The 14,468-nt window shown below is 44.0% G+C and carries 7 protein-coding genes; 6 read left to right on the forward strand and 1 reads right to left on the reverse strand.

Translation table 11 applies throughout. The annotated features are described in order from the left end of the window. Window positions 1–56: 56 nt before the first annotated feature. Window positions 57–1,190: an AAA family ATPase gene (locus ACT8YW_RS06655; protein ID WP_444104443.1), complete on the reverse strand. Its 1,134-nt coding sequence runs from the start codon at window positions 1,188–1,190 to the stop codon at window positions 57–59. A gap of 170 nt (window positions 1,191–1,360) precedes the next feature. Between ACT8YW_RS06655 and ACT8YW_RS06660 the strand changes: the two genes are divergently transcribed. The 6 genes from ACT8YW_RS06660 (at window position 1,361) to ACT8YW_RS06685 (ending at window position 13,639) form a co-directional block, all read left to right on the forward strand. Then, a complete protein-coding gene (locus ACT8YW_RS06660) occupies window positions 1,361–3,010 on the forward strand; it encodes a DUF6377 domain-containing protein (protein WP_444104423.1) in 1,650 nt (549 codons plus the stop codon). 211 nt (window positions 3,011–3,221) lie between these two features. Beyond that, a complete protein-coding gene (locus tag ACT8YW_RS06665) occupies window positions 3,222–6,221 on the forward strand; it encodes a SusC/RagA family TonB-linked outer membrane protein (RefSeq protein WP_117932917.1) in 3,000 nt (999 codons plus the stop codon). A 42-nt stretch (window positions 6,222–6,263) separates the two neighbouring features. Next, the gene (locus ACT8YW_RS06670; protein ID WP_444104444.1) at window positions 6,264–7,727 is read left to right on the forward strand and encodes a RagB/SusD family nutrient uptake outer membrane protein; all 1,464 of its coding nucleotides are present in this window, start codon (window positions 6,264–6,266) and stop codon (window positions 7,725–7,727) included. A 36-nt stretch (window positions 7,728–7,763) separates the two neighbouring features. Next, window positions 7,764–9,278 (forward strand): SusF/SusE family outer membrane protein, encoded by a 1,515-nt coding sequence (locus tag ACT8YW_RS06675; protein WP_444104424.1) that lies wholly within the window; start codon window positions 7,764–7,766, stop codon window positions 9,276–9,278. Window positions 9,279–9,292: 14 nt separating this feature from the next. Further along, window positions 9,293–11,071, forward strand: a complete 1,779-nt coding sequence (locus tag ACT8YW_RS06680; RefSeq protein WP_444104425.1) for a glycoside hydrolase family 66 protein — start codon at window positions 9,293–9,295, stop codon at window positions 11,069–11,071. Window positions 11,072–11,122: 51 nt separating this feature from the next. Then, window positions 11,123–13,639: a glycoside hydrolase family 31 protein gene (locus ACT8YW_RS06685; RefSeq protein WP_444104426.1), complete on the forward strand. Its 2,517-nt coding sequence runs from the start codon at window positions 11,123–11,125 to the stop codon at window positions 13,637–13,639. Window positions 13,640–14,468 lie beyond the last annotated feature (829 nt).

The raw sequence follows: 14,468 nt of genomic DNA on the forward strand, positions 1-14,468 counted from the left end.
TGTACAACTTTTTAATACTCATACGGTTATTTATTTAATTCCGCCAACGGGTTAACTTAGTAATTCTTTTGTAACCAGACTCCCAACAGTTTATCAGCTATTTCATAGTGATTTTGTTCCTGCGAGACTAGATTCTTTTCCAGTAACCCCTTGAGTGCAGCTTGTACGGAACTCGGAGTACTTAGCTTGTATTTTTTTATAAACTTTCCTGAAGTGACTCCGGTTGCTTTTTGTTCTTTTCCGATAGCAATCAGTACTTCTTTCTGTTTTTCCGGAAGGCGGGAGAAAATCTCCTGATATGTGAAGTCCTGCATCTGCAGGATATTGGTCAGGGCAATACTTTGGAGGGAACGATCACACACTTCCCCTTTTCCGGTCAGTATATATAATTCATTAAACATGAGTTGTACATACCAGGTATGTCCTTCAAAGAAATTATATACTTCGTCTATCAGTTCTTCTTCAATACGTTTCTTATTTTCAAGGAAAAGCCTTTCAACAAATGCCCTGTATGCCGTAAGTGGAATGCTCTTTAGTTGCATCATATTGACACTTTGATAAAAAGGTCGGGCCGGGCTGTTGAACATATTCATCATAATGTGTTTCTGGCTTCCGGCAAAGATGAAACGAGCATTTTGGCAATGCTGGACTTTAGTTCTCAATATGGCTTCTACATTCTTCTCTGTGTAATTGCCTATTTGCTGAAATTCGTCAATGGCTACGATACAAGGTTTATCAGCCTGTTCTAAATAAGCGAAGATTTCATCCAGTGTTGTTTCTGCTGTATGGATGTCTCCTAATCCAATATCGAAGGTGGGCTCTCCCGTAACAGAATCCAACTTAAAACCTGCGCGCAGCGAGGAAATGACGGAGAAGAAACGTTCGATAAACCTCATTCCTTTGGGTTTGAGTTTCTCGAAAATCTCTTTTCCCAAAGCGAATACAAATTCCCTAAGGCTGGCTGTCGCATAAATATCAATGAAGAATGTATAGTAATGCTCTTTGATCTCATCCTGATAAAAGCAATGACGAATCAGGCCTGTCTTTCCCATGCGACGCACAGAAATGATAACGACATTTCTTCCATTGGTTATGTTACGTATCAACTGTTCTGTTTCCACTTCGCGGTCACAAAAGTAATGGGGAGATAGGTATCCGCCTACGATAAAAGGGTTATTAACGATTGCCATACTGATTATCATAAATACAATTATTACAAATATAATAATTATGTTTATAATAAATCCGGTTTACCTCCTTTTTTTAATAAACATTGTTTTTCTACCTGCAATAATTTTCTCCTGAAAGCCGGAAGTTTCTGAAAGACTTTTATCTTTGCAGATATAATACATACGGCACTATGAAAAAAGTTATTCTGATTTTTGTGACAATCGTCCTTTCTGGTCTGCTTTATGCAAAAGATAATAAGAGTACCGATGCGTTACTTCGTGAGATTGATGGTATCATTAAAAACCGCCAGACTTATGGAGCGGAAAAGGAGGCACGAATTGCTGACTTGAAGAAATTGCTGGTTGAGGCTGCTTCCGATGAGCAGCGATATGGTTTTTGCGGACGTCTTTTCGATGAATACCGGGCTTATAATCTGGATTCGTCTTTTGTCTATGCCCAAAGGAAAGAGGAACTGGCACACCGTTTAAATAAACTGGACTACTTGGATGATGCTGCCATGAATATGGCGGAAGTGATGGGAACTACCGGAATGTATAAAGAAGCGTTGGAGTTATTGGGAGGAATCGACAAGAGAACACTGCCCGACTATCTATATGGCTATTATTATCATCTATATCGCACTATTTATGGATTGATGGGTGATTATGCCGTTACGGAGAAAGCCAAGAAAGAATATTACCGGATGACGGATTTATACCGGGATTCCCTATTGCAGATTAATGCTTCCGACTCTCTGGGGCATGCATTGGTGATGGCAGATAAGTACATCGTTCATGCCCGATACGATGAAGCGATTGATATGCTGATGGAATATTACAGTAAACCGTCTTTGGATGACCATGCACAGGCAATGATTACTTATACCATTTCCGAAGGCTATCGGTTGAAAGGAGATAAGCAGGGGCAAAAACATTACCTGGCTCTTTCGGCCATTGCCGATTTGAAATCAGCGGTGAAAGAATATGTATCTTTGCGCAAACTTGCTTCTCTTGTTTATGAAGCAGGAGACATCGACCGTGCCTACAACTATCTGAAATGTTCCCTGGAGGATGCCACCCTTTGCAATGCCCGTCTTCGTACTTTGGAAATCTCGCAGGTCTTTCCTATCATCGACCAGGCCTATCAATTAAAAACCAAACGTCAGCAGCAGGAGATGAAAATTTCGTTGATATGTATCAGTCTGCTTTCCATTTTCTTGCTGGTTGCCATTTTCTTTGTCTATAAACAGATGAAAAAGGTAGCTGCCGCACGCCGCGAAGTGGTGGATACCAATACGCTCCTGCAAGAACTGAACGAGGAACTTCACGATTCTAATTCGCAGCTGAAAGAAATGAATCATACGCTTTCGGAAGCCAACTATATCAAGGAGGAATATATCGGGAGATACATGGACCAATGCTCCACTTATCTCGACAAGATGGATTTATACCGTCGTTCCCTGAATAAGATTGCTGCTGCCGGAAGGGTGGAAGAACTATATAAGGCTATTAAATCTTCCCAATTCCTTGATGAAGAACTGAAAGAGTTTTATGCCAACTTTGACGTGACTTTCCTGCAACTCTTCCCCAGTTTTGTGGAGGAATTTAATGCCCTGCTTACCGAACCGATGCAACCCAAACCGGGAGAACAGCTGAACACCGAACTTCGTATCTTCGCTCTCATCCGCCTGGGGATTACGGACAGCACTAAAATAGCGCAATTCCTTCGTTACTCTGTCACTACCATTTATAATTACCGGACCCGTGTCCGTAACAAAGCTGTGGGTGAAAGAGATGAATTTGAGGCTAAAGTAATGCAAATAGGGAAGGTGGAAGAATAAGAAAACCACTACTTTTTTTGTCTGACTTCTATTTTGTAACGTTCTTATATTTAGAGGTTTATACTGTGAGATACTGTGTAAATCACTATATTTTTGCTATCTGCTTTAAGAAGCAGTATGAAATGTGGATACTTTTGTTTCACGGTCATTTCAGCAATGACACAGAGAGTAAAACAAAAGTAACCCTAATATTAACTTTAAATTAATGTACATGAAACAGAGTATGAAGTCGAAAGGCTTTGAACGCCGCCTCTTATTAATAATGTGGGGCTTGTTCCTATCTCTTAGTGCATTCGCACAACAGATTTCAATAAAAGGACATGTCGTAGATGCCACGGGCGAACCGGTGATCGGTGCCAGTGTGGTAGAAAAAGGTACAACGAACGGTACAATTACCGATGTAGACGGTAATTTCTCATTAAGCGTTCCGACTAACAGCACGCTGACTATCTCTTTTGTCGGCTATAAAATGCAGACAGTTCCGGTGAACGGGAAAAACTCTTTGAAAGTAACCTTGCAGGAAGATACGGAAGTATTGGACGAAGTTGTAGTAGTGGGTTACGGAACGATGAAAAAGAGCGATCTGACCGGAGCTGTATCTTCTGTCGGAGTGAAGGACATCAAAGACTCTCCGGTGGCCAATATCGGTCAGGCAATGCAGGGAAAGGTGTCCGGCGTGCAGATTATCGATGCCGGTAAGCCGGGTGATAATGTCACCATCAAAATCCGTGGCTTGGGAACAATTAATAACAGTAACCCGCTGATTGTCATTGACGGAATACCTACCGACTTGGGATTGTCTGCTCTGAATATGGCCGATGTAGAACGGGTGGACGTATTGAAAGATGCTTCGGCAACAGCTATTTATGGTTCGCGTGGTGCGAACGGTGTGGTGATGATTACTAGCAAACGTGGTGCCGAGGGTGCCGGAAAGGTGACGGTAAACGCTAACTGGGCGATTCAGAATGCCACTAAAGTGCCCGATATGCTGAATGCTGCGCAATATGCTGCTTTGAGCAATGATATGCTGTCTAATAATGACGATAATACGAACCCTTATTGGGCAGACCCTTCTTTATTGGGAACAGGAACGAACTGGCTGGATGAAATGCTGCGTACGGGAGTGAAGCAAAGCTATTCGGTTAGCTACTCCGGTGGTACGGAAAAAGCACATTACTATGTGTCCGGTGGTTTCCTTGACCAGTCCGGTATTGTGGAAAGCGTTAATTACCGTCGTTTCAACTTTCAGGCAAATAGCGATGCTCAAGTTAATAAATGGTTGAAATTCACTACCAACCTGACATTCAGTACGGACGTGAAAGAAGGAGGAACTTATAGCATCGGTGATGCAATGAAAGCACTCCCCACCCAACCGGTGAAGAATGAGGACGGCAGTTGGAGCGGTCCCGGACAGGAGGCGCAATGGTACGGAAGCATCCGTAACCCGATCGGTACACTGCACATGATGACCAATGAAACAAAAGGATATAACTTCCTGGCAAACATCACCGGAGAGATTACCTTTACCAAATGGCTGAAGTTGAAAAGTACATTCGGTTATGACGCCAAATTCTGGTTTGTCGACAACTTTACTCCGGCTTACAACTGGAAACCGAATCCGGTAGAAGAATCTTCACGCTATAAGAGCGATAACAAAGCATTTACCTATTTGTGGGATAATTATTTTGTATTCGACCACACTTTTGCGCAGAAACACCGGGTAGGGGTGATGGCAGGTTCTTCCGCCCAGTGGAACAACTACGATTACCTGAATGCTCAAAAGAATATCTTCATGTTCGATAATATCCACGAGATGGACAACGGTGAGAAGATGTACAGTCTTGGCGGTAGCCAGAGTGACTGGGCACTGCTTTCTCTGATGGCACGTCTCAACTATTCTTACGAAGATAAATACCTGCTTACAGCTACTGTGCGTCGTGACGGTTCTTCCCGTTTCGGTAAGAACAACCGTTGGGGAACCTTCCCTTCCGTTTCGCTGGCATGGCGTATTTCCCAGGAGAACTGGTTCCCGAAAGACAACTTTCCGGTGAATGACCTCAAACTGCGTATCGGATACGGTGTGACCGGTAATCAGGAAATCGGTAACTACGGATTCGTTGCTTCCTATAATACGGGAGTCTATCCTTTCGGTAATAACAACTCCACCGCTCTGGTATCTACTACTCTCTCTAATCCGAATATTCATTGGGAAGAAGTGCGCCAGACCAACTTCGGTGTAGACATGAGCCTGTTCAATTCACGTGTCAACCTTTCGTTGGACGCTTATATCAAGAAGACAGCAGATATGTTGGTGAAGGCTTCCATTCCTATCACCTCCGGTTTTGAAGATACTACCGAAACTTTTACCAATGCCGGCAAGATGCGCAACAAAGGGGTGGAGATGACCTTGCGTACCATTAACCTGAAAGGGCTTTTCTCTTGGGAATCTGCTTTGACAGCCACTTATAACAAGAACGAAATTCAGGACTTGAACAGCGAAACTCCGATGTTCATCAACCAGATGGGGAACTCATACGTGACTATGCTTAGAGCCGGTTATCCGATTAATGTATTCTACGGATACGTAACCGACGGACTTTTCCAGAACTGGGATGAAGTAAACCGCCATGCTACCCAACCGGGAGCCGCTCCGGGCGATATCCGTTTCCGGGACTTGAATAACGATGGAGTTATCAACGATGAAGACCGTACCGTTATCGGCAACCCGAATCCGAACTGGTTCTTCTCTCTAAGCAATAATTTCTCTTATAAGGGATGGGAACTCTCTGTTTTCCTGCAAGGTGTATCGGGAAACAAGATTTATAACGCCAACAATGTAGACAACGAAGGAATGGCAGCCGCTTACAACCAGACCACAGCCGTACTGAACCGCTGGACGGGAGAAGGAACAAGCAACTCCATGCCGCGCGCTATCTGGGGAGACCCGAATCAGAACTGCCGTGTATCCGACAGGTTTGTGGAAAACGGTTCCTACCTCCGTCTGAAGAACATCACGCTTTCGTATACACTGCCCAAAAAGTGGATGCAAAAGATTCAACTGGAAAATGCCCGCATCTCTTTCTCTTGCGAGAATGTGGCGACTATCACCGGATATTCCGGCTTTGACCCGGAGGTTGACGTCAATGGTATCGACAGCAGCCGTTACCCGATCTCACGTACGTTCAGCATGGGTTTGAACTTTAACTTTTAAATCAGGAGGAAGAATATGAAAAAGATAACAACTTTGGTCTTTATGTTTGCCATGCTGGCATTGACCTCATGCAACGATTTCTTGGATAAATATCCTAAATATGGCGTCGATCCCGAATCGGAAGTAACGAACGAGATTGCCGTGGCACTGACTACTGCCTGCTACAAGACTCTTCAGTCATCTAATATGTACAACCAGCGTATCTGGAGCCTCGATATTATCGCAGGTAACAGTGAAGTAGGCGCCGGAGGGGGAACCGACGGACTGGAAACAGTGCAGGCTTCCAATTTCATAGCCCAGAGTGATAATGGCTTTGCTTTGTATGTATGGCGTTCTCCGTGGGTAGGTATCGGACGTTGTAATATTGTGCTTTCCAATCTGCCTTCGGCAGCTATCTCCGATGAGGTAAAGACCCGTTGTATGGGTGAGGCTTATTTCCTGCGTGCACATTATTATTATATTCTGGTTCGTCTGTACGGAGGTGTGCCTTTGCGCTTAACGCCGTTTGAACCGGGAGAATCTACGGATATTGCCCGTAATACGGTAGATGAGGTATATGCCCAGATTTTTTCTGACTGCAAGAATGCGGTAAACATGCTTCCTCCGAAAAGCAGTTATGGAGACAGCGATAGAGGACGTGCCTGCAAAGAAGCTGCAATGGCGATGCTGGCGGATATTTACCTGACATTGGCGCCCAATCATCGGGAATATTATAATGAAGTAGTAACTCTGTGCGACAACATTGCTGCGATGGGATACGATTTGACCCAATACAATTATGCCGATAATTTCAATGCCACTATCAATAATGGTGCGGAATCCCTTTTCGAAGTACAATATTCCGGTAGTACAGAATATGATTTCTGGGGCGGTGATAACCAATCATCCTGGCTGTCGACTTTCATGGGACCTCGTAACTCAAGTCTGGTGGCCGGTGCTTATGGATGGAACCTGCCTACAGAAGAATTTTTCAAGCAATATGAGGACGGTGATTTGCGGAAAGACGTAACTGTCTTATATCAAGGTTGTCCTGCTTTTGACGGCATGGAATACAGACGTTCCTGGTCGAATACAGGTTATAATGTGCGCAAGTTCCTTGTGTCGAAGACTATTTCTCCGGAGTATAATACCAATCCCAACAACTTTGTAGTATACCGTTATGCGGATGTCTTACTGAAGAAAGCGGAAGCTTTGAACGAGCAGGGACATCCGGATCAGGCTGCCGAACCATTGAATATCGTTCGTAAGCGTGCCGGACTGACAGAGCTGCCGACCACTTTGACGCAGACCGAAATGAGAGAAAAGATTATTCACGAACGCCGGATGGAGCTTGCCTTTGAAGGACACCGCTGGTTTGATATGATCCGTGTGGATAATGGAAATTATGCATTGACATTCCTGAAATCCATCGGTAAGAATAATGTGACCAAAGAACGTCTCCTGTTGCCTATTCCGCAGACAGAGATGGACTCCAATCATCTGATGACTCAAAATCCCGGTTATTAATCCGTTTTATAATCATTCATTTAGATAAATAATATCATGAAGAAATATATATATCAGTTGTTATGCTCTCTTTTCATCGGCGGAACGATGGTTGCCTGTGCCGAAGATTATATGGAGACAAATAAAGGACATGATACCCTCACTCTTTCGGTGAATCAGCAGGACTTGGTGTTGAACGAAAAGAACCATAGTCAGGAAGCACTCGCTCTCTCATGGACTACCGGAACGAATTATGGAAGTGGTAACCGTATCTCTTATACGCTGGAACTGGCGAAAGCCGGAACGGACTTTGCAAATGCTTATTCGGTAGATTTAGGTACGGGAACGTATCAATGGACTAAGAAAGTGGAAGAACTCAACCAATTCCTGAATATGCGGTTCGGTATCGGTTATGCTGTGAAAGCGGAGTTGGAGGCACGTATCACAGCGGTTGTTGCCGGAATGGAAGAGCAGAAACAAAGTGCGACGACTGCTTTTACAGTGACTACGTATCAGCCGGTTACTACTACGCTTTACCTGATTGGTGATGCTGCTCCGAATGGATGGGCTGCCGACAATGCGACAGCGATGGAGCGTACGGATAACGGACAGTTTACATGGACAGGAAAACTGAACGCCGGATCATTGAAATTTATAACGACATTGGGACAATTCTTGCCGTCGTATAACCGTGACGCCACTGCAGTGGAAGCACTCAAGCTGACCTACCGTACATCGGGCGACCAGCCGGACGAGCCGTTTGTAATCGACGAAGGGGCAACCTATATTGTAAAAGTAGACTTGCTCAATCTGACGTTGACACTGACTGAAACGGAAGATATCGGTTGGAGATTTGACGAGTTCTTCATTGTCGGTTCGTTTACCGGAAATGGTGGCTGGGGATTTGAGGCACTGTCTAAAGATGCTGTTCAGATGGATTTATTCCATTATGGGGCTGTGATTCCTTGGAAGGCAGACGGAGAATTTAAGTTTAGCTCTGTGGCGGATTTCGGCCAGTCGGATGCTTTCTTCCATCCTGCCGTAGCAAATGCTCCGTACACTTCGACGTCAGTAGTGCTTGGAGGCGACGATAATAAATGGCAAATGAAAGAGGCTGAATGTGGCAAACCTTATAAAGTATGGTTCTATACAGGCAAAGGAAAAGAAAAGATGCTGATGCGTCCGTTTATTCCTTACGCAGGATTATATCTGGTGGGTGAGGCAACTCCGAACGGATGGAGTCTGGACAATGCTACACCGATGACTAAGAGTGTCGACAGTCCTTGTATCTTTACATGGAGCGGTACACTGAAAACCGGTGAGATGAAGATTTCCTGCGATAAGAAGGCTGACTGGAACGGAGATTGGTTTATGGCGGATAAGGACGGTAAAACTCCGACGGGTGAAGTGGAAACAGCATTGTTCGTCACTAAATCGGATGCAGAGTTGAGTAGTATGTATCCGGATGCAGATTTGGGTGGTCTGGACTATAAGTGGAATATTCAGGAGGCCGGTTCTTATCAGATTACGATTGACCAGTTGAAAGAGACGATCTCGATTGTGAAACAATAAAACAAGAATTCAAGATGAAAAAAATAATATATCTGGTAGCTGCTTTCCTGTGTATGGCTTGCAGTGATGATAATGAGTCGAACCAACAGAATGGAGGAGCTTCGGGCGGTGTTACCGAAGTGACTCCGGTAACATCGGATTTGAGTGTAGACCTGTCGACAGATAAGGCTTTCTACAAACCGGGGGAGAAAGTGGTATTTACAGCGGATGATGTGTTGCCTGCCGGAACTAAAGTTCGTTATCGTCTTTCGGGTGAAACGGTGGGAGAAGAATCGGTAAATGGTACGAGCTGGACATGGCAACCGCCTACCACTGATTTTAAAGGGTACATGGCAGAGCTTTACCGTCAGGAGAATGGAACGGATGTAATAGTCGGTACGATTGCGGTAGATGTATCCAGTGATCCGGCACGTTTCCCGCGTTATGGTTTTGTCGCTGATTTCAGTCAGGAGAAGACAGCCGAAAAGACACAGGAAGAGATGGAGTATCTGAACCGTCATCATATCAACTGGGTGCAGTTCCAGGATTGGCATAATAAACATCACTGGCCGTTGGGAGGTACACGTACACAGTTGGATGAGGTATATATGGATATCGCTAACCGGGAAGTTTATACAAGTTCGGTGAAAAATTACATTGAAGCGCAGCATCGTTTCGGTATGAAGTCTATGTTTTATAATCTTTGTTTCGGAGCGTTGAAAGATGCTGCTACGGATGGAGTGAAGGAGGAATGGTATCTGTTTAAGGATGCTTCTCACACTACTAAGGACAGCCATGACCTGCCGGGCGGATGGAAAAGTAATATCTATCTGGTAGACCCTTCTAACAAGGAATGGCAGAAATATCTGGGCGAAAGGAATGACGATGTATATGCAAACTTCGCTTTCGACGGTTATCAGATAGACCAGTTGGGACGACGTAGCACGCTTTATAATTATAGTGGTATTCCTGTTAACTTGCGTGAGGGATATGCCTCTTTTATAGAGGCAATGAAGCAGGTGCATCCGGACAAGAGTTTGGTGATGAATGCGGTGAGCCGTTACGGTGCCCGTCAGATAGGGGAGACGGATAAAGTGGATTTCTTCTATAATGAAGTATGGGCGGATGAGGCTGATTTTACCAATCTGAAAGCTATTCTTTATGAAAATGGAGTATATGGCGATTATCAGTTGAATACGGTTTTTGCAGCTTATATGAATTATAACAAGGCGGATAACCGGGGGGAATTTAATACACCGGGTATTCTGCTGACGGATGCTGTCATGTTTGCTTTGGGCGGTTCGCATTTGGAACTGGGAGGCGATCACATGTTGTGCAAAGAGTACTTCCCGAATGAGAATCTGACAATGAGCGAAGAACTGAAAACAGCGATGGTTCATTATTATGACTTCTTGACTTCTTATCAGAATCTGCTTCGTGACGGAGGTACGGAAAATAGTATCACCATGAATTGTACCAACGGGGAAATGAGGTTGAATGTATGGCCTCCCCAACAAGGTTCGGTCACTACTTATGCCAAGCAGGTAGGCAACAAGCAGGTGATACATCTTCTTAACTTCTCGCAGGCAAACAGCCTTAGCTGGAGAGATGTGGACGGCACGATGCCGGAACCGACCTTGATAACGAAAGCTGCTTTACAAATGAATCTGCCGGCCAAAGTGAACAAGTTATGGGTAGCTTCACCGGATGTACATGGAGGCGCTTTGCAGGAACTGGCTTTTACGCAGGAGAACGGGGTCGTTTCTTTCACATTGCCGTCCCTGAAATATTGGACAATGATTGTGGCTGAATAAAACTAATTGCGCATGCTTGCTGAATAAATCGGCTGTGGCAGAATAACTAAAATGATAGGTATGAAGATTAGATATAGGTTATGGGTGTGGGTATTGTGCCTGATGTTTCCAACATGGGTATGGGCGGAAAATGCGGTACATACATGCACTTCTTTTACACAACAAGGACGTCAGGTGACTTTTCACCTGACGGACAGTGCTGCGTTGCAGCTACAGCTTTGTAGTCCTTCGGTAGTCAAAGTTTGGTTTTCGCCCGATGGACAACTGCAACGAAAAAATGCCTCTTTTGCGGTAATTAATGAAGAGTTGGAAGATGTAGGGACCGTCCATGTAGACGAACAGGCAGCCTGTTACGAGATCTTTACTCCGAAATTGCGTATTCGGGTAAATAAATCTCCGTTGAGTCTTCAGATATTTGATAAGTATCAGAAACTCCTGTTTAGTGATTATGCCGACAAGGGGCATGTGAGTGAAGGAACAAAGAAGACGGAATATAAAGTGCTCCGTCGTGACGAGCATTTCTTCGGACTGGGAGAAAAGACAGGAAAAATGGACCGTCGTGGCGAATCTTATAAGATGTGGAATAGCGACAAACCCTGCTACAGTATAGTGGAAGATCCGCTCTACAAGAGTATTCCTTTCTTTATGAGCAGCTATCGGTATGGTATTTTCCTTGATAACACCTATAAGACGGAATTCAAATTCGGAACGGAAAGCCGTGATTACTACAGCTTTGAAGCGCCGAACGGGGAAATGGTATATTACTTTATCTTCGGTAAAGACTATAAAGAAATCATCAGCCAATACGTCGGACTGACCGGAAAACCTATCATGCCGCCGAAATGGGCATTGGGTTTTGCTCAATGTCGCGGTCTGTTGACAAGTGAAAAGTTAAGCCGTGAGATAGCCGAAGGCTACCGGAAACGGGGAATCCCTTGTGATATTATCTATCAGGACATCGGCTGGACAGAATATTTGCAGGATTTCGAATGGCGCAAAGGAAACTATGAAAACCCCAAAAAGATGCTTTCGGATTTGAAAGAGATGGGTTTTAAGGTAGTCGTATCTCAAGACCCGGTAATTGCACAAGCCAACAAAAAACAATGGGAAGAAGCAGACCGCCTGGGCTATTTTGTAAAGGATAATACGAGCGGTAAAAGCTACGATATGCCCTGGCCGTGGGGTGGGAACTGCGGAGTGGTAGATTTCACCCTGCCTGCCGTAGCCGACTGGTGGGGAACTTATCAGCAGAAACCGATTGACGATGGTGTCTCCGGCTTCTGGACAGACATGGGCGAACCTGCCTGGAGTAACGAAGAACAGACGGAACGCCTGGTGATGAAACATCATTTGGGTATGCACGATGAAATCCATAACGTCTATGGTCTGACTTGGGACAAAGTGGTAAAGGAGCAATTTGAAAAGAGGAATCCGGACCGTCGTGTTTTTCAAATGACTCGTGCTGCTTATGCCGGATTGCAACGTTATACGTTTGGCTGGACGGGTGATAGCGGAAACGGAGACGACGTACTGCAAGGTTGGGGACAATTAGCCAATCAGATTCCTGTAATGCTTTCCGCCGGATTGGGATTAATCCCGTTTTCTTCCTGTGATATCACCGGTTACTGTGGGGATATTGAGGATTATCCGGCTATGGCGGAACTCTATACCCGTTGGATTCAATTTGGTGCATTTAATCCTTTGAGCCGTATTCATCATGAGGGAGATAATCCGGTGGAGCCGTGGCTTTTCGGACCGGAAGCGGAAAAGAACGCGAAAGCGGCTATCGAACTGAAATATCGTTTGTTGCCGTATATCTACACTTACGCCCGCGAAGCGTATGATACAGGATTGCCTATCATGCGACCTCTGTTTCTTGAATATCCAATGGATATGGAAACATTTTCTACGGATGCCCAATTCCTGTTCGGTCGTGAATTACTGGTAGCTCCTGTGGTGAAGAAAGGTGCCCGCACAAAGAACGTGTATCTTCCCGAAGGTACATGGATAGACTACAACAACAAGCAGACGATCTACGCCGGAGAGCAATGGGCTACCGTTGATGCTCCCTTGTCCTCTGTTCCTATGTTTGTGAAGCAAGGTTCCATCATCCCCACCATGCCGGTGATGAACTACACCCATGAGAAACCGGTATATCCACTTACTTTTGAAATCTTCCCCGCACAGGAAGGCGCACAGGCAGCCTTTACCCTTTACGAAGATGAAGGAGAAGACTTAGGATACCAGCGTGATGAATTTGTCAAAACACCGATTATTTGCAGCACTCTGGCAAATGGATATGAACTGACTGTCTCTGCTCGTGAAGGAAAAGGATACACTGTCCCCGGTCCGAGAAATCTGTTGTTCCGTATTTATTCTGCGAAAGCCCCGAAAGAGGTAACTGTCAAAGGAAAGAAGATAAAGAAAACTAAACCGGAACGTTTGGAAGATAATTTAGAGAATGATACTGAAACTGTAGCGTGGGATTGGGATAAGGAAGCAGGTGTCTGTAGTGTGAGAATACCTGATAAAGGTGTTGATGAACAGTTGATGATTACTTTTAAATAAACAGGGAGCTGTTGGCAAGCTAATATTCAAAGTTTTTCTTTCGTTTTATATGGATAATGTGTAGATTCGCATGAAACTCATATCAGAAATGTGTAAGTTATCACATTTCTGATATCAAAAGTGTGATTCATTATGAGAAGCTTTTCCAACCCGTTTACCGGATTCGGTATTCAATGCTGAATTTGAAACAAGATGGTAATTTGATTAATATCTCCCTGTTTTTGGCGGATAAGACAAAAGAGCTATTGAAGGATAAAAGTTGAGAGAGCCTTCTGAAGGAATCAGTAGCCTTCTTAAAAAACGGTGATTCTTAAAAAAGGAATATTTAATCATTGGAAGAAGGACCTGAATTGCAGTTTGGTAAAGAAAAGCAGGAAAATGTCCTGCATTTGTAATTACGCGATTCTCTATTTCTGCTGTTTCGAAAATATGCCAATCAAGCTGCGATAGATTTATTTATGCAGTTTATTTTCCGGTTCGTCATTTTCTAATTGGCCATTTCCTTGTATAATATTAAAAATAGAACATTGAAAGTATATATTATTAAGTGTATAATTATTTAAAAGACGCTTATTGATGGAAGGGCGTTCGGTGCTGAATGTTCGGCTAAAGACGGTGGGTGCTTATAATGTAGTATGGATGAAATGCAATTATATAAACAATATCAATAAGTGATTTTTCATTTTGAAGTGGCAGATTGAATAGCGTTTGTTCAAGTTGGAAGAACTTTCCTTTTTAATCAATAGTTAGTGCTTCAGGTAATACAACTTTCTTTTCTTAGTCTTTTTTGCTTATGTTTTTGGAATAAGGTCTTATCTTTGTTCCCGTC

Source organism: Bacteroides sp. (genome assembly GCF_052357945.1).
Taxonomy (GTDB): domain Bacteria; phylum Bacteroidota; class Bacteroidia; order Bacteroidales; family Bacteroidaceae; genus Bacteroides.